Raw genomic sequence first — 16,925 nt, forward strand, 5'->3', positions numbered from 1 at the left:
TGTCACGTCTTCTGCGATATCAGACTGCGCCGCCTTACGGGCTTTAACCCGGGCGATGGCGGCTGCGACGGCGGCTTTGCGTGGGTCGGTAATCTCGGTTGGGGCGACGTCAGCCGATATGGCTGAGGGCGCACTTTCCAGCGCTTTCGCCGCAGTTGATACCGGCGCATTGGGTGACGATGTCACGTTTTCTGCGCTACCAGACTGCGCGGCCTTACGGGCTTTGACCCGGTCGATGGCGGCGGCCACAGCGGCTTTGCGGGGATCGATATCGTCGTTCGTTGCGACAGCGGGACTCGTGGTCGCCTGTTGTTCATCCCGGCGGGCTTTAACCCGGGCAATCGCCGCTTCAACCGCCGCTTTGCGTGGATCTAACGCCGCGAGCTCTTCGGTTCCGGCAACCGAATCGACTTCGGTAACAGACGATGGCGCGTGCGCCTCGGCCTGTCTGGCTTTGACGCGGGCGATCGCCGCCGCGATAGCGGCTTTCGGCGCGTCGTCTTCCGCCGTGTTCAGCGCTTTTTCCGCCTGATGTTCGCGCGCCTGCGCCTTGCGGGCTTCGCGGGCGGCAATCACGGCGCTGTTATCCGGCTGCTGGCCCGGTTCAATGCGGATTTCGGCCTGAACGGCCGTCGCCTGTTTGGTACGCACTCTTTCCAGCGCCGCCATCACCGCGTCTTTGTCGGTGGCGGCCACGCTGGCGGCGGCCTGTTTATGGCGTTGCTCGCGCGCCTGTTTTTCCCGTTCCAGACGGGCCTGACGCGCATCAAAGCGCGCTTTGGCTTCTACCGCCTTGCGGGATTCTTGATCCAGCGCCTGAATCTCGGCTTTTTCCTGACGGTAATACTGCACCAGCGGGATATTGCTCGGGCAAACGTACGCGCAGGCGCCGCATTCGATACAGTCAAACAGATGGTGCTGGCGCGCCTTCTCGTGCTCTTGTCCCCGGCTAAACCAGTAAAGCTGCTGTGGCAGCAGCCCGGCCGGGCAGGCATCGGCGCATTTACCGCAACGGATGCAGGCCTGTTCTTCTTCCTGCGCCTGAATCTCATCGCGGGCGGGGGCCAGAATGCAGTTACTGGTCTTGATGATCGGTACGTCCAGCGCAGGCAGGGTGAACCCCATCAGCGGCCCGCCCATGACCACCATCGGCTGAGTCGTGGTGACATGGTAGCCGGCGTGGCGCAGCAGATGACGCACTGGCGTGCCCAACCGCGCCCAGACGTTGCCCGGCTGGCGCAAGGCATCGCCGGTCAGGGTGACGACCCGCTCGGTCAGCGGCTCGCCGTTAATGACCGACCGTTTGATGGCGTACACGGTGCCGACGTTTTGCATCAATACGCCGATAGACGCCGAATGCTTGCCGAAGGGCACTTCCTTGCCGGTCAGGATCTTGGTTAACTGCTTGGCGCCGCCGGATGGGTATTTCGTGGGGATTACCCGCATCTGGATACGCGGGTAATCCACCAAGGCGTAACGCAGCGCCGCGATGGCTTCCGGTTTGTTGTCTTCAATGCCCAGCAGGATACGTTGCGGTTGCAGCAGATGGTCGAGGATATCGATCCCTTGCGCGATCTCCTGCGCACACTCCTGCATCAGACGATCGTCGGCGGTGATGTAGGGCTCGCACTCGGCGGCGTTGATAATCAGGGTGTCGATGCCGCGCAGACCGCCCTGCAGTTTGGCGGCGGTGGGAAAGCCGGCGCCGCCCAGTCCGGCGATGCCGGCCTGATGCAGATGCTCAACCAGTTCGGACGGCGTTGCCTGACGGTAATCGGTGAAAGGGCGACGTTCGCACCAGCGGTCCTGACCGTCGGGAATGATAATAATGCTAAGCTCGGTCAGCCCGGAGGGGTGATTGCTCATATGCTGGCGGATGGCGTGTACCGTTCCGGAGGTCGGCGCGTGCACCGGCAGCATCCGGCCGGTACCGCGCGTCAGCGGTTGTCCCCGCAGCACCGGATCGCCGGCTTTGACGCACAGATCGCCTTCCGGCCCGAGATGTTGCTTGAGCGGGATAATCAAATAGTCAGGCATAGGAACCTGCCGTAGCGGTACCTGACTGGATTGGGTTTTCATTTCCGGGGGATGGATTCCGCCTGAAAAATCCCAGATTCTGTCTTTTCTGAAGGCGGCGAACAGCTTAAACATGATTTTCGATCACACGGTTTTCCGCCTGGATAACGCGCACCGGAATGGCGTCGAGATTCCATTTCCAACTGGCGGTTGTCGGGGCTAAAGGTCTTAAGTCAATACAATCCGTTGGGCAGAGCGGCACGCACAGGTTGCAGCCGGTACACAGATCGCGGATGACGGTATGGACGGCGCGGGTTGTGCCGACAATGGCGTCCACCGGGCAGGCCTGGATGCATTTGGTGCAGCCGATGCAGTTGTTTTCGTCAACCCAGGCGACCAGCGGCTCCGGTTTTTGCGGCGCCTCGGCGCCAAGCGGCTGCGGATCGACGTTCAGTCGCTCCGCCAGCTTCAGCATCAGCGGTTCACCGCCCGGCACGCATTTGTTGATTTGTTCGTTGTTGAGGGCGATCGCCTCGGCGTAGGGGCGGCAGCCGGGATAACCGCACTGGCCGCACTGGCTTTGCGGCAGCATGGCGTCCAGTTGCTCAACCACCGGGTCTTCTTCCACCTGAAAGCGGCGCGAGGCAAAGCCCAGGACTAACCCGAACACCAGCGCCAGCGCGCTGAGCGCTGCTATGGCTATCCAGATTGTGATCATCAAAGTTTCACCAGCCCGGTAAAGCCCATAAAGGCCAGCGACATCAGGCCGGCCGTCACCAGTGCGATCGACGAGCCGCGAAACGGCGCGGGCACATCGGCCACGGCAAGGCGCTCGCGCAGCGCGGCGAACAGTACCAATACCAGTGAAAAGCCGGCGGCGGCGCTGAAACCATAGATGGTTGCTTGCAGAAAGTTGTGCGATTGATTCACGCTAAGCAACGCGACGCCGAGAACGGCGCAGTTGGTGGTGATCAGCGGCAGAAAGATGCCCAGTAAACGGTAGAGCGCCGGGCTGGTTTTCCGCACCGCCAGTTCGGTGAATTGCACCACAACGGCAAAAACCAGGATAAAGGCCAGCGTGCGCAGGTAGAGCAGGTTTAACGGCAGCAGCACGTAGGTGTTGACCAGCCAGGAGAACACCGACCCCAACGTCATCACAAATGTCGTGGCAAACCCCATGCCGATGGCGGCTTCCAGCTTTTTGGACACGCCCATGAACGGGCATAAGCCCAGGAATTTCACCAGTACGAAGTTGTTGACCAGAATCGTGCCAACAAGCAGCAAGACATATTCGCTCATTACAGTGCCTACAAAATAAAACCGGCGTATTATCGGGCATTGTCCGGCATTCGGCAACTTACCCTCTGTGGGGTTATTAGCCGATCGCACTCATCGGGCGCGATAAAGGCAAGAAAAAAAGTAAGCAAATACGAAGAGTCGTGCGGGAAAATACGGGTGGGGATAGCGTGCGGCGGCGGCACGCGCATCCATGCTGTATCGTCAGACCATCTGCACCATCAAATCACCAGCATCATCAAATCACAAAATGCCAGACGGATTTCGGCACTTGTCCTATGTCGAACAGTTTTCCGCCGGCGGCTAATTCGGCGCGGCGATGATCGGCAGCCCGATACATATTGATAATGTCGTGATTGTCAGTCAGAGAATAATTCAAATGATCAAACAACTTCTCAAGACTTTCCAATGTACTCACTTTTCTGAATTTCAATAAATATTCGTAGACACTCATTTGCGTAAAATAATCAAATAGAGTTTAAAGGGAATTCAGTATATTCGCCTCGGGGATTCTGTCCAGTGTTGAATTCAAAAACGTAGCTTATGATAGGCAGCCGTAATAAAAAAGCATAAATCTACCTCATTGCTTACCAATGCCGAATATCGTGGCTTTATCATTGATTTAATTAACGTATCCTACTAATTGCAGGGCGATGGAAAATACAGCGCTGAAAAAGGCTGGAATATGATGGTTAACATTTTATTCATCTTGTGATGTTTTTTGCGCAACCCACTCGATCTATGTCACATTTTTAGGCTTCGTTATTATTTTTTTTCGTGTTTATGGAAACCTTTTGTTTCATTTAAATACGGTGATATTCACGCATAATAATGACAACTTTTATTTTATTATTCGGAATATCACGTATTGCCAGGTTGGATGCACAGAGACGGATTGTACAGAGAGAGATTGTACAGAGACAGATTGTACAGAGACGGATTGTACAAACACGGATGCGGTACAGATATGAATGAAATAACCGAAATCGCCACCTGCCGGCACCAGGGCGCCGGCAGGTGTTGTCACGATAGGTGGGTTAGCGGATAGCCGGCATTACGCCCGGTGTCCGCACAGTTTATAGTACAACTCGTTCCAGCGCAGTCCGTCTCTGAAGGTCGGCAGGGTGGTGTCCTGATCAATCACCGTCAGCTCGATGTTGTGCAGGTCGGCGTACAGCCGCAGATAGTCGAGATCGAGCGATTGGGTAAACACGGTATGGTGAGCGCCGCCCGCCAGAATCCAGGCTTCGGCCGCCGTTTCCAGCGATGGCTGCGCCTGCCAGAGCGCGCGGGCGACCGGCAGTTTCGGCAAGGGATGCGGCTGAGCGACGGTATCCACCTGATTAACCAGCAGACGGAAACGATCGCCCAGATCGATCACGCTGACGTTCAGCGCCGATCCGGCCGGCGCGGAGAAGATCAACCGCACCGGATCCGCCTTGCCGCCGATCCCGAGGTATTGCGCATCCAGCAGCGGTTTTTCCTCGCTGGCGATGCTGGGGCACACTTCCAGCATATGGGCGCCCAGCACCAGATTGTTGCCGGGAGCGAAGTGGTAGGTGTAATCCTCCATGAAGGAGGTGCCGCCGGGTAATCCCTGCGCCATGACCTTCATCACGCGCAACAGCGCGGCGGTTTTCCAGTCGCCTTCGGCGCCGAAACCGTACCCCTGCTGCATCAGACGCTGTACCGCCACGCCGGGAAGTTGCTTGAGGCCGTAGAGGTTTTCGAAATTGGTGGTGAAAGCCTTAAAGCCGCCCTGATCGAGAAAGCGTTTCAGGCCGAGCTCGATACGGGCCGCATCCAGCAGGTTTTGCCGTTTCGGACCATGCAGTTTGAGCGCTTCGCTGAGGGTATAGCTGGTTTCATACTCTTCAATCAGCGAATTCACATCGCCCTGGCTGACATCGTCCACCACGCCGACCAAATCTCCCAGCCCCCAGGCGCTGACCGCGTAGCCAAACTGGATTTGCGCCCCGACTTTATCGCCTTCGGTGACCGCCACTTCCCGCATGTTATCGCCAAAACGGGCTACCTTGAGCTGGCGGCTTTCCTGTAGCGCCGCCGCTACCCGCATCCATTTGGCGATGCGTTCATGGGCATGGCGATCCTGCCAGTGGCCGACGACGACCTGATGAGGCTGGCGCATGCGCGCGCCGATAAAACCGAACTCGCGCCCGCCGTGGGCGGTCTGGTTCAGGTTCATGAAATCCATGTCCATGGTGTCCCAGGGAATGTCGGCGTTGAACTGGGTATGGAACTGCAGCAGCGGTTTGTTGAGGATGCTCAGACCGCCAATCCACATTTTGGCGGGCGAGAAGGTATGCAGCCAGGCCAGCAGTCCGATGCAGTTATCCTGATAATTAGCGTCGCGGCACAGCGCGGTGATTTCATCCGGGGTTTTGACCAGCGGTTTGAGTACCAGCCGCACCGGCAGGTTGGCGTCGCGGTTAAGGCCATTCACCACTTTTTCGGCGTTCTCTTTCACCTGACGCAGCGCTTCCGGGCCATACAGATGTTGACTGCCAATCACAAACCAGACTTCGAGCGGCTTAAATTGTTCCATGATGACTCCTGTTTGGGTTCCCAAAGGGATGTAAAAGTGATGTTCGGCAAACGCTCAATGGTCTGCCCCGGTCCGGGGGCTGTAGGCGGGCTCCGCCAGCCGGCACCACTGCTGATAGCGTTCATAAAGCTGTTGATAACGGGCGACCCGTTTCGGGTCGGGCATCAGGGTGCGTTCGATACCGCAGGCCATATGCTGCTGGGCGATCGGGATATCCGGGTGAACGCCGGCAGCCACGGCGGCGAAAATGGCGGCGCCCAGTGCGCAGCATTGATCCGAGGCGACGATCTGCATCGGGCGGTTCATGACGTCGGTACAGACTTGCATGATGGTGGTGGATTTCCGGGCGATGCCGCCCAGCGCCAGCAGGTTTTCCACCGGGATCTGCTGAGATTCGAAGCAGGCCATGATGGAGCGGGCGCCAAACGCGGTGGCGGCGATCAGCCCGCCGAACAGCGCCGGCGCATCGGTACCGAGATTCAGGTCGGTGATCACCCCTTTGAGCCGTTGGTTGGCGAACGGCGTGCGGCGACCATTAAACCAGTCGAGCACCACCGGCAGGTGATCGAGCGACGGGTCGTTGGCCCAGGCTTGCGTCAATTGCGCCAGCAGGCTGGATTGCAGCTGTTCCAGTTGCGGCTGCCAGTCCGGGTGCTCGCGTGCGGCCAGTTGCAGCGGCCAGCCCAGCACGCGGCCAAACCAGGCGTACATGTCGCCAAAGGCGGATTGACCGGCTTCCAGCCCGATGAAACCGGGCACCACGCTGCCGTCCACCTGACCGCAGATCCCGGCGATCGTGTTGCTGCCCACCCGATCCGCATCGGCGATCAGGATGTCGCAGGTGGAGGTGCCGATCACCTTGACCAACGTGTAGGGTTGCGCACCGGCGCCGACGGCGCCCATATGACAATCGAAAGCGCCGCCGGATATCACGACGCTTTCAGACAACCCTAACCGGCGAGCCCATTCCAGCGTCAATGCGCCGACCGGACGATCGGCGGTCCAGGTGTCGGTGAACAACGGATACTGCAGTTTTTCCGTCAGGCAGGGATCCAACGCCTGCAAAAAGTCTTTTGGCGGCAGGCCGCCCCAATCGGGATGCCACAGCGATTTGTGCCCGGCGCTGCAACGGCCGCGGCGGATGGCGTCAGGCGCCGTGGTGCCGGAGAGCAGGGCGGGCACCCAATCGCACAATTCGATCCAGGACACCGCTGCCTGGCGCACCGATGGATCTTCACGGGTGATATGGAGAATTTTGGCCCAGAACCATTCAGACGAGTACACCCCGCCGATGTAGCGGGTGTAATCCGGGAACTGGCCGCTGCGGCACAGCTGGTTGATGGCCTCCGCTTCGTCAATCGCGGTGTGGTCTTTCCACAGCACAAACATGGCGTTGGGGTTGTCCGCGAATTCCGAACGCAATGCCAGCACGTTGCCCTGTTCGTCAATCGGCGCCGGAGTGGAGCCGGTGGAGTCGACGCCAATGCCGGTTATCTGCTGGCGCTGTTCAGGAGTGAGCCGCGCCACTACCGCGCGGATCGCCAATTCCAGCGATTCGATGTAATCCAGCGGATGGTGGCGGAACTGGTTGCTGGCGGGATGACAATATTGTCCCTGACGCCAGCGCGGATAGTAGACCACTTCTGTTTCCAGCTCCTGCCCGCTGCGGCAATCCACCGCCAGCGCACGGACAGAATCACTGCCAAAATCAAGACCAAGAGTAATGGCGCCCGCACTCATCGTTGCTGCTCCTGTTAATCGTAGGGATCACGCTGTTTACGATAGACAGGCCGTTCTGGCGCCGTGAGGAGCGGTTGGCTGGAAGTATGCATTTTTCTGTCACGGGCAGGGGTTTTGTGATGGCGGTCATAAGTTAACGGCAGGTTAAATTTGCTGAATCTATGTACGAATCAGCTGTAGTTTCTGAATGTGATAATGCTCTCTCTTCGTGATGAAAATAACAGCTACAACTTACGCGACTGAAGGAAACCGGAGGATGAAATCACAATAACCCTTTGTTTTTTCATCGCTACAAAAAGGAACATCTTGCCGGGAGCGTTTACACCCGTGAGGGCATCCCCGGTTGCCAGCGTGTTAAAGATAACAACGAGCGGAGAAGACCATGCATAAATTCACTAAGGTTCTGGCAGCAATTGGCCTGGCCGCGGTTATGTCACAATCGGCTATCGCGGAAAACATGAAACTGGGCTTTCTGGTCAAACAGCCGGAAGAACCCTGGTTCCAGACCGAATGGCGGTTTGCTGACAAGGCCGGTAAAGACCTGGGATTTGACGTTATCAAGATCGCCGTACCGGATGGCGAAAAAACCCTCAATGCTATCGACAGCCTGGCGGCCAGCGGCGCCAAAGGGTTTGTCATCTGTACCCCTGACCCGAAACTGGGCGCGGCCATCGTCGCCAAGGCGCGCAGCTATAACCTGAAAGTGATCGCCGTCGACGACCAGTTCGTCAACGCCAAAGGGCAGCCGATGGACACGGTACCGCTGGTGATGATGGCCGCCACCAAGATTGGCGAACGTCAGGGGCAAGAGCTGTGGAAAGAGATGCAGAAACGCGGCTGGAAACCGCAGGAAACCGGCGTTATGGCGATCACCGCCAACGAACTGGATACCGCCCGTCGCCGCACGTCCGGGTCGATGGAGGCGCTGAAGGCGGCCGGATTCCCGGAAAAACAGATTTATCAGGTCCCCACCAAATCCAACGATATCCCCGGCGCGTTTGACGCCGCCAACTCGCTGCTGGTGCAGCATCCGAACGTGAAGAACTGGCTGGTGGTCGGCATGAACGACAACACCGTGCTGGGCGGCGTGCGTGCGACTGAAGGGCAGGGATTCAAGGCGGGCAACGTGATCGGCATCGGCATCAACGGGGTGGATGCGGTCAGCGAACTGTCCAAATCGCAGCCGACCGGTTTCTACGGTTCGTTGCTGCCAAGCCCGGACGTGCACGGCTACAAGAGCATCCAGATGCTGCATGACTGGGTGACCAAAGGCGTCGAGCCGCAGAAATTCACCGAAGTGACCGATGTGGTGCTGATCACCCGCGATAACTTCAAAACTGAACTGCAGAAGAAAGGCCTGATGTAATGACCCTTGTCCATTCCCGCCTTAGCCGGCGGGAGTGGACACTGGCCGCGCCGTTATCCGTCATAAATGACGGCGCAGACCATTGAGGATGCTGAAATGACCGAACAGTCACCTTATTTATCCTTTCGCGGGATTGGCAAAGTGTTTCCCGGCGTCAAGGCGCTGGATGACATCAGTTTTGACTGCCATGCCGGACAAATCCATGCGCTGATGGGCGAAAACGGCGCGGGAAAATCCACATTGCTGAAAATTTTGAGCGGCAATTACACGCCGTCACAGGGAGAAATTCATATTAAAGGGCAGCCGGTGCGCTTCGCCAATACGATGGACGCGCTGAACGCCGGCGTGGCGATCATCTATCAGGAACTGCACCTGGTGCCGGAAATGACGGTGGCGGAGAACATCTATCTGGGGCAGTTGCCGCACAAGGGCGGGGTGGTGAACCGTACGTTGCTGCGTTATGAATCGCGTCTGCAACTGGAACATCTGGGGTTGGATATCGACCCGGATACGCCGCTGAAATACCTGTCCATCGGCCAGTGGCAGATGGTGGAAATCGCCAAGGCGCTGGCGCGCAACGCCAAGATTATCGCGTTCGACGAGCCAACCAGCTCGCTATCGGCGCGGGAAATCGAACAGCTGTTCCGGGTGATCCGCGAGTTGCGCAGCGAAGGGCGGGTGATTCTGTATGTGTCGCACCGTATGGAGGAAATCTTTGCTCTCAGCGATGCCATCACCGTGTTCAAAGACGGCCGTTACGTCAAAACCTTCGCCGACATGCGGCAGGTTGACCATGAACAACTGGTGCAGGCGATGGTGGGCCGCAATCTGGGGGATATCTATGGGTATCAGCCGCGCCCGCATGGCGAGCCGCGGCTGGAACTGCATGAGGTGAAAGCGGTTGGGGTGAAGTCGCCGATTTCGTTGTCGGTGCGCAGCGGCGAAATTGTCGGCCTGTTCGGGTTGGTGGGCGCCGGGCGCAGCGAACTGATGAAGGCATTGTTCGGCGCCACCGGCATTACCAGCGGCGAAGTGCGGTTGGATGGGCAGCCGCTGCACGCCCGTTCGCCCGGCGATGCGATCCGCCGCGGGCTGATGCTGTGCCCGGAAGACCGTAAAGCCGACGGCATTATTCCGGTGCACTCGGTGCGGGATAACATCAATATCAGCGCCCGCCGCAAACATATCAAAAACGGTTTCATCATCAATGAAGCCTGGGAGGAGGAAAACGCCGACCACCATATTCAGGCGCTGAATATCAAAACGCCGTCGCCTACGCAGCTGATCATGAACCTGTCCGGCGGCAACCAGCAGAAGGCGATTCTCGGCCGCTGGCTGTCGGAGGAGATGAAAGTGATCATGCTGGACGAACCGACCCGCGGCATTGACGTCGGCGCCAAGCACGAGATTTACCACGTGATTTATGAACTGGCCCGTCAGGGGATTGCCGTGCTGTTTGCGTCCAGCGACCTGCCTGAAGTGCTGGGGCTGGCGGACCGCATCGTGGTGATGCGCGAGGGCGCCATCTCCGGCGAAGTGCCGCACGATGAGGCCAGCGAACAGAAGGTCCTGAGTCTGGCGATGTTGAAAACGACCGCCACTGAACCCGCGGTTGCCTGACCGCCAAGGAGTCGATAAATGTCTACGGTGAGTTCTCCTTCCCACGCCAGCAAATCTCAAGGCCTCAGTCTGTCCCGTATCTGGGATAACTACGGCATGTTGGTGGTGTTTGCTGCGCTGTTTCTGGCCTGTATGTTATTCGTGCCGAATTTCGCCACCTTCATCAACATGAAAGGGCTGGGGCTGGCGATTTCCATGTCGGGCATGGTGGCCTGCGGCATGTTGTTTTGTCTGGCTTCCGGCGATTTCGACCTGTCGGTCGCTTCGGTGATCGCCTGCGCCGGCGTGACCACCGCGGTGGTGATCAACGTCAGCGAAAGCCTGTGGCTGGGCGTCGGCGCCGGGCTGTTGCTGGGAGTGGCGTTCGGCCTGCTCAACGGGTTTGTTATCGCCCAACTAAAAATCAACGCGCTGATCACCACGTTGGCCACTATGCAGATTGTGCGCGGTCTGGCGTACATCATCTCTGACGGTAAAGCGGTCGGTATCGAAGATGAGCGCTTTTTCACGCTGGGATACGCTAGCTGGCTGGGATTGCCGGCGCCGATCTGGCTGACGGTTTTTTGCATGGTGCTGTTCGGTTTGCTGTTGAACAAGACCACCTTTGGCCGTAACACGCTGGCGATCGGCGGCAATGAGGAAGCCGCACGGCTGGCCGGGGTGCCGGTGGTGCGGACCAAAATCATTATTTTTGGCCTGTCCGGGCTGGTTTCCGCAGCGGCGGGCATCATCCTGGCGTCGCGTATGACCAGCGGCCAGCCGATGACGTCGATTGGTTATGAGCTGATCGTGATTTCAGCCTGCGTACTGGGCGGCGTGTCACTGAAAGGCGGCATCGGCAAGATATCCTATGTGGTGGCCGGGGTGCTGATTTTGGGGACGGTGGAAAACGCCATGAACCTGCTGAATATCTCGCCTTTTGCTCAGTATGTGGTGCGCGGGTTGATTCTGCTGGCGGCGGTGATTTTTGACCGCTACAAACAACTGGCGAAGAAAACGGTTTGATGGACGGATGCGCCGGCATGAGCCGGCGCTATCCATGACAAACAAGACTCTTTTTTCAGGAGGCCGCATGTATCACCGTATGGCGCATGAGTCCCAGCCCAACCCGTTGCTGCCCGGTTATGCGTTTAACGCCTATCTGGTGGCCGGGCTGACGCCGATTCTGGCGGGCGGGCCGCTGGATTTCTTCATCGACAGGCCGGATGGTATGAAGGGTTACATCATTAACCTGACCATCAAGGGACAGGGCAAGGTGCTGGATGGCGACGACACCTTTTTTTGCAATCCCGGCGACCTGCTGCTGTTTCCTCCCCGGTCGCGCCACTATTACGGCCGCGCGCCCGGCAGTGACAACTGGTATCACCGCTGGGTCTATTTCCGACCGCGCGCTTACTGGGCCGACTGGCTGGAATGGCACAGCAAAGGGTGCGACGTCGGGCGGCTAACGCTGTCCAGCACCGGTTTGCTGCAGGAGTTCGATAAGCTGTTCGCCAATATTGAGCAGACCCACCGTTCCGGCCGGCGTTTTGCCGAAGAGCTGGCGATGAATCTGCTGGAGCGCCTGTTGTTGCGCGCGATGGAAGAAGATCCGCAGAGCCCGCAGCGCATTATGGATCCGCGGGTGATCGAAGCGTGCCAGTTCATTACCGGCAATCTGGCCGGAGAACTGCGTATCGATGAGGTGGCGCGCCACGTTTGCCTGTCGCCGTCGCGGCTGGCGCACCTGTTCCGCGAGCAGGTGGGGGTGAATATTCTGCGCTGGCGGGAAGACCAACGGGTGATTCGCGCCAAACTGCTGCTGCAAACCACGCAGGAGTCAATCGCCGCCGTCGGGCGGGTGGTCGGCTACGACGACCAGCTCTATTTTTCCCGTGTCTTCCGCAAACGGGTGGGGGTCAGCCCCAGCGATTTTCGCCGCCGCAACAGCGAAATCCATCATCCGGCGTTGGAAAAACCAGCGGAAGCGGCCATCTGGCGAGGGGAATCAACCGCGCCGCACCCGTGGGTGGTCACGCCGTAACTGTCTGACGTTATTGTATAATCAGGCATGGCCGCCGATGGTGGTCATGCCGGTTTGGATAACGGAACCGTCCGATAACCATCTGTTTCCCCGGTGCTATACTAGGCTGTGCATTGCAATACAGCATAAAACGTGATTGCGGTGCACGGCCGTATTTCATGAGGATAACGGGTCTGAAATTCAGATCCGCCAATGAGGGGAAATATATGACGGATACCATCCGTGTTGGTCTGCTGGGCTATGGTTATGCCAGTAAGACGTTTCATGCGCCGTTGATTGCCGCTACGTCAGGAATGAAACTGGCGGCTGTGTCCAGCAGTGATGCTGGGAAGGTTCAGGCTGACTGGCCCTCAATGCGGGTCGTGCGCGAGCCGCAGGAACTGTTCAACGATCCGGATATCGATCTGATCGTGATACCTACCCCGAATGATACCCATTTCCCGCTGGCCCGCCAGGCGCTGATCGCCGGCAAGCATGTGGTCGTCGACAAACCGTTTACTGTGACGTTGTCACAAGCGCGGGAACTGCATCAGCAGGCGGAGCATGCGGGTAAGCTGCTTTCCGTCTTTCATAACCGACGCTGGGACAGCGATTTTCTGACGCTGCAGCAATTGCTGAAAACCGGCGTGCTGGGCGATGTGGTGTACATGGAGTCGCATTTTGATCGCTATCGCCCGGAAGTGCGCCAGCGCTGGCGTGAAGACGGCGGCGAAGGCAGCGGCATCTGGTTCGATTTGGCCCCGCATCTGATTGATCAGGTGTTGCAGTTATTCGGTCTGCCGGTGGCGATTCAGGCCGACCTGGCGCAACTGCGGCCGGGCAGCAAGTCCACGGATTACTTCCATGCCACCTTGATCTATCCTCAGCGTCGGGTGGTGGTGCACGGTAGCCTGCTGGCGGCGGCGGAAAGCGCCCGTTATATCGTCCACGGCACCCAGGGCAGTTATGTGAAATTTGGTCTCGACCCGCAGGAAGCGCGGCTGAAAGCAGGCGAGAAGCCGCAAGCCCATAGCGACTGGGGGCAGGATAGCCGCGACGGCATTTTGACGCTGCATCGTGACGGCGTGCTGGCGGAGCAGACGGTGCCCACCATCCCCGGACATTATCAATCCTATTACGCCGAGATCCGCGATGCGTTGCTGGGGCGCGGCGACAACCCGGTGCCGGTCGAGCAGGCCATCAAAGTGATGGAGCTGATTGAGCTGGGGCTGACTTCTCATGAACAGAAAAAGGCGATGACCCTGAAAAACAGCTAACCGGGATTCGTCATGATTTGTGACGGAAAACCCTGACCGCAGGGCGGGCTTCAGCCTTGCATTATGGGTGTTTATTGCCGATAGTAGGGCATTGTTTAAGCAGGCGATCTTAGGATCGCCTGTATTTTTTATGTCTGAGGATGCAAACACGTTATGGCATGGTTACAACGCTTAAAAATTGACAAATTTTTGCTGGTTTTGATTGCGGTGGTGATCACCGCATCGATTTTCCCGTGCGAAGGCGCGGCCAAGGTTTTCTTTGAGAATCTGACCAATGCGGCAATCGCACTGCTGTTTTTCATGCATGGCGCCAAGCTGTCCCGTGACGCTATTACCGCCGGTATGGGCCATTGGCGTTTGCATCTGGTGGTGTTTGCCAGCACCTTCATTCTGTTCCCGCTGTTGGGGATTGGCATGGCGTTTCTGTCGCCGCAGATATTAACGCCGGGGTTGTATCTCGGTTTCCTGTATCTGTGCGCGCTGCCGGCGACCGTACAGTCCGCCATTGCTTTTACTTCTATGGCCCGCGGCAACGTGGCTGCCGCGATCTGCAGCGCCTCGGCGTCCAGCATTCTCGGGGTTTTTCTGTCGCCGGTGCTGGTCGGCTTGCTGATGCATACGCAGGGCGGACAGACTGATACGCTGCACGCGATTGGCGCGATTATCATGCAACTGATGGTGCCGTTCGTCATCGGTCACCTGTCCCGTCCGCTGATTGCCAAGTGGGTTGATCGTCATCGCAAACTGATCAATATCACTGACCGGTCATCCATTCTGTTGGTGGTGTATGTCGCGTTCAGTGAAGCGGTGGTACAGGGGATTTGGCATCAGATCAATGGCTGGTCGCTGCTGGCGGTCGTTGTCTGTTCGCTGGTGCTGTTGGGCATTGTACTGGTATGCACCACGCTGGCGGCTCGCAAACTGGGATTCAGTACGGAAGATGAAATCACCATCGTGTTCTGTGGTTCGAAAAAGAGCCTGGCTAACGGTATTCCGATGGCGAATGTGCTGTTCCCCGCGGCGGCAGTGGGCGCGATGGTGCTGCCGTTGATGATTTTCCACCAGATTCAACTGATGGTGTGTGCGACGCTGGCGCAACGTTACGCAAAACGAGCGGCACAGTCTGCTGGCGGCGAGGCGATAAAAAAATAACTGGTAAGACAAGTGGTTAGATGATGTATTTCATCGACAGCGGCTATCGCTAACATAGTTTCAATTGGTTACAGTTCATAACGTTAATCTTTTATTATAGTGACTATCTGTGATGCCCCATATCATGGGCTCACAGACACACGCAGTATCTGATTAGTCACTATAGTGAGGATACAATGTATAAAAAGGTCCTGTTATCGCTGAGTTTGCTCAGCGCTGTCATCACCTCTCAGGCTTATGCCGCCAACACCGAAACCTGTGTTAAGACTGACGAAAAAACTATCGCCAGTTTGTTCGATCGCTGGAATCAGTCGCTGCAGACCGGCGATGCAAAGAAAGTGAACGCCAATTACGCATCTGACGCCGTCCTGTTGCCGACGCTGTCTTCAAAAATGCGGACGAATGACGCCGAGCGTATTGATTATTTTGAACATTTCCTGCCGAAAAAACCGGTTGGCAGCATCGACAAACGTGTCATCAAAATCGGCTGTAATGAAGCGCTGGATACCGGAAACTACACCTTTACCTTCGGCGACAAGTCGCAGGCCAAGGCTCGCTATACCTACACTTATGCCTTCAAGAACGGGAAGTGGCTTATCACCAGCCACCACTCGTCTGTCCAGCCGCAAGACTGATGTGATCTTGTCGGTATGACGACGATGCAGTAAGCAGCTCGAAATGAAAAAAGCGGATACTTCGGTATCCGCTTTTTGCGTATTGCGTCAGGGCAGCGTTACCCGTCCAGCGTCAGGAGGGTTGCCGTTGCTGTGCTCGCTGGCGCAACAGCTGCTTTTCCTGTTCGGAGATAAACGCGATACGCAGCCCGTTTTCCTGAGCCTGGCGAATATCATCCGGCGACAGACCGGCCTGCGGAGCCGCTATCTCATACTCATGACGGATTTCGATCCCCTGAACCGCCGGATCATCGGTGTTGATGGTGGCCGGAATACCGTGGCGCAGAAAATGTACCAGCGGGTGTTCATTCATCGCTTTTACGGTACTGGTTTGCAGATTGGAGGTCAGGCAGGACTCGACACCAATCTGGTGTTCAGCCATGTACTCCATTAACGAGCGATCGACGATGGCGGTCACGCCATGGCCGATGCGCTCGGCGCCCAGTTGTTTAATCGCTTGCCAGATGCTTTCAGGGCCGGCGGCCTCGCCAGCATGGGTGGTGAGATGCCAGCCCGCATCACGGGCGCGGGTAAAGTGGGTGGTGAACAGTTCGCCGGGGAAACCGAGTTCATCGCCCGCCAGATCGATGGCGACGATATTGTCCTTGTGCGCCAGCAATGCATTCAGTTCCTGCTCGCAGGCCTGAGTACCAAAGGTGCGGCTCATGATACCGATCAGACGTATCATGACGTCGTGGTTATGGTCGCGGCAACCCGCGGCAATTCCGTCAATCACCGCTTCCACTACGCCTTCCAGCGGCAGTTGATGGCTGCGGGCCATGTAGTAGGGGGAAAAGCGCAGTTCGGCATAATCCAGTCCGGCACGTATGGCGTCTTCAACGTTTTCGTAAGCCACCCGGCGACAGGCATCCAGCGACCCCAGCACGGCCACGCCCCAGTCCAGTTTTTGCAGAAAACGGAGCAGGTCAGGTTCGTTGTCGACGATCTGGACATGAGGGCGCAGTGAAGCCAGGTCGTTACCCGGCAGCTCGATAGTAAACTGGCGGCCCAATTCAAGGATGGTCTGAGGACGGATATTACCATCGAGATGGCGATGGATATCCGTCAGCGGAATGTGCGGATTAATCATGTTCTACTCTTTTTTTATTAAAAAAATCCATCAGTCAGGCGGTATTCCTCATGACGTTGGCTTTATCGCCACCACGCCGTGAGGGACACGGTCTGATAACTCGCTGTGCAGTATAAGAATAAAGTC

At 57.5% G+C, this 16,925-nt stretch carries 14 protein-coding genes; 7 read left to right on the forward strand and 7 right to left on the reverse strand.

Annotated features, from left to right (window positions below; genetic code table 11):
- The 6 genes from rsxC to DXX3274_RS11040 form a co-directional block, all read right to left on the reverse strand.
- Window positions 1-2,151: electron transport complex subunit RsxC (rsxC, locus tag DXX3274_RS11015; RefSeq protein ID WP_071603944.1), on the reverse strand; the 2,151-nt coding region annotated here is incomplete at its 3' end.
- The gene (rsxB, locus tag DXX3274_RS11020) at window positions 2,144-2,734 is read right to left on the reverse strand and encodes an electron transport complex subunit RsxB (protein WP_042859812.1); all 591 of its coding nucleotides are present in this window, start codon (window positions 2,732-2,734) and stop codon (window positions 2,144-2,146) included. The genes rsxC and rsxB, both read right to left, overlap by 8 nt.
- On the reverse strand, window positions 2,734-3,315 hold the full coding sequence (gene rsxA / locus DXX3274_RS11025; RefSeq protein WP_042859813.1) for an electron transport complex subunit RsxA: 582 nt from the start codon (window positions 3,313-3,315) through the stop codon (window positions 2,734-2,736). The genes rsxB and rsxA overlap by 1 nt, the downstream gene beginning before the upstream one ends.
- A gap of 235 nt (window positions 3,316-3,550) precedes the next feature.
- The gene (gene ydgT / locus DXX3274_RS11030; RefSeq protein WP_038658750.1) at window positions 3,551-3,766 is read right to left on the reverse strand and encodes a transcription modulator YdgT; all 216 of its coding nucleotides are present in this window, start codon (window positions 3,764-3,766) and stop codon (window positions 3,551-3,553) included.
- Window positions 3,767-4,366: 600 nt separating this feature from the next.
- The gene (gene araA, locus DXX3274_RS11035; protein WP_042859814.1) at window positions 4,367-5,878 is read right to left on the reverse strand and encodes an L-arabinose isomerase; all 1,512 of its coding nucleotides are present in this window, start codon (window positions 5,876-5,878) and stop codon (window positions 4,367-4,369) included.
- 54 nt (window positions 5,879-5,932) lie between these two features.
- A complete protein-coding gene (locus DXX3274_RS11040) occupies window positions 5,933-7,618 on the reverse strand; it encodes a ribulokinase (protein ID WP_042859815.1) in 1,686 nt (561 codons plus the stop codon).
- A 382-nt stretch (window positions 7,619-8,000) separates the two neighbouring features.
- Here DXX3274_RS11040 and DXX3274_RS11045 point away from each other — a divergent pair, with 382 nt between their 5' ends.
- The 7 genes from DXX3274_RS11045 (at window position 8,001) to DXX3274_RS11075 (ending at window position 15,670) form a co-directional block, all read left to right on the forward strand.
- A complete protein-coding gene (locus tag DXX3274_RS11045; RefSeq protein WP_042859816.1) occupies window positions 8,001-8,984 on the forward strand; it encodes an arabinose ABC transporter substrate-binding protein in 984 nt (327 codons plus the stop codon).
- 96 nt (window positions 8,985-9,080) lie between these two features.
- The gene (gene araG, locus DXX3274_RS11050) at window positions 9,081-10,604 is read left to right on the forward strand and encodes an L-arabinose ABC transporter ATP-binding protein AraG (protein ID WP_042862053.1); all 1,524 of its coding nucleotides are present in this window, start codon (window positions 9,081-9,083) and stop codon (window positions 10,602-10,604) included.
- Window positions 10,605-10,622: 18 nt separating this feature from the next.
- The gene (gene araH / locus DXX3274_RS11055; protein ID WP_039693978.1) at window positions 10,623-11,609 is read left to right on the forward strand and encodes an L-arabinose ABC transporter permease AraH; all 987 of its coding nucleotides are present in this window, start codon (window positions 10,623-10,625) and stop codon (window positions 11,607-11,609) included.
- 67 nt (window positions 11,610-11,676) lie between these two features.
- Window positions 11,677-12,627, forward strand: a complete 951-nt coding sequence (gene araC, locus DXX3274_RS11060) for an arabinose operon transcriptional regulator AraC (RefSeq protein WP_042859817.1) — start codon at window positions 11,677-11,679, stop codon at window positions 12,625-12,627.
- 206 nt (window positions 12,628-12,833) lie between these two features.
- Window positions 12,834-13,883, forward strand: a complete 1,050-nt coding sequence (locus DXX3274_RS11065; protein WP_042859818.1) for an oxidoreductase — start codon at window positions 12,834-12,836, stop codon at window positions 13,881-13,883.
- A gap of 153 nt (window positions 13,884-14,036) precedes the next feature.
- Window positions 14,037-15,035: a bile acid:sodium symporter family protein gene (locus DXX3274_RS11070; protein ID WP_042859819.1), complete on the forward strand. Its 999-nt coding sequence runs from the start codon at window positions 14,037-14,039 to the stop codon at window positions 15,033-15,035.
- A 176-nt stretch (window positions 15,036-15,211) separates the two neighbouring features.
- Window positions 15,212-15,670, forward strand: a complete 459-nt coding sequence (locus DXX3274_RS11075; protein ID WP_042859820.1) for an SgcJ/EcaC family oxidoreductase — start codon at window positions 15,212-15,214, stop codon at window positions 15,668-15,670.
- Between the two features lie 112 nt (window positions 15,671-15,782).
- On the opposite strand, the gene add is transcribed toward DXX3274_RS11075, so the two are convergent.
- The gene (gene add / locus DXX3274_RS11080) at window positions 15,783-16,799 is read right to left on the reverse strand and encodes an adenosine deaminase (protein ID WP_042859821.1); all 1,017 of its coding nucleotides are present in this window, start codon (window positions 16,797-16,799) and stop codon (window positions 15,783-15,785) included.
- Between the last annotated feature and the right edge of the window lie 126 nt (window positions 16,800-16,925).

The sequence above is a fragment of the Dickeya sp. NCPPB 3274 genome (assembly GCF_000406205.1).
Classification (GTDB): domain Bacteria; phylum Pseudomonadota; class Gammaproteobacteria; order Enterobacterales; family Enterobacteriaceae; genus Dickeya; species Dickeya fangzhongdai.

Bases quoted from the DNA above. Each gene is read 5' to 3' on its own strand.
- rsxB (WP_042859812.1), bottom strand. From the start codon at position 2,734: ATGATCACAATCTGGATAGCCATAGCAGCGCTCAGCGCGCTGGCGCTG.
- rsxA (WP_042859813.1), bottom strand. From the start codon at position 3,315: ATGAGCGAATATGTCTTGCTGCTTGTTGGCACGATTCTGGTCAACAAC.
- ydgT (WP_038658750.1), bottom strand. From the start codon at position 3,766: ATGAGTGTCTACGAATATTTATTGAAATTCAGAAAAGTGAGTACATTG.
- araA (WP_042859814.1), bottom strand. From the start codon at position 5,878: ATGGAACAATTTAAGCCGCTCGAAGTCTGGTTTGTGATTGGCAGTCAA.
- DXX3274_RS11040 (WP_042859815.1), bottom strand. From the start codon at position 7,618: ATGAGTGCGGGCGCCATTACTCTTGGTCTTGATTTTGGCAGTGATTCT.
- DXX3274_RS11045 (WP_042859816.1), top strand. From the start codon at position 8,001: ATGCATAAATTCACTAAGGTTCTGGCAGCAATTGGCCTGGCCGCGGTT.
- araG (WP_042862053.1), top strand. From the start codon at position 9,081: ATGACCGAACAGTCACCTTATTTATCCTTTCGCGGGATTGGCAAAGTG.
- araH (WP_039693978.1), top strand. From the start codon at position 10,623: ATGTCTACGGTGAGTTCTCCTTCCCACGCCAGCAAATCTCAAGGCCTC.
- araC (WP_042859817.1), top strand. From the start codon at position 11,677: ATGTATCACCGTATGGCGCATGAGTCCCAGCCCAACCCGTTGCTGCCC.
- DXX3274_RS11065 (WP_042859818.1), top strand. From the start codon at position 12,834: ATGACGGATACCATCCGTGTTGGTCTGCTGGGCTATGGTTATGCCAGT.
- DXX3274_RS11070 (WP_042859819.1), top strand. From the start codon at position 14,037: ATGGCATGGTTACAACGCTTAAAAATTGACAAATTTTTGCTGGTTTTG.
- DXX3274_RS11075 (WP_042859820.1), top strand. From the start codon at position 15,212: ATGTATAAAAAGGTCCTGTTATCGCTGAGTTTGCTCAGCGCTGTCATC.
- add (WP_042859821.1), bottom strand. From the start codon at position 16,799: ATGATTAATCCGCACATTCCGCTGACGGATATCCATCGCCATCTCGAT.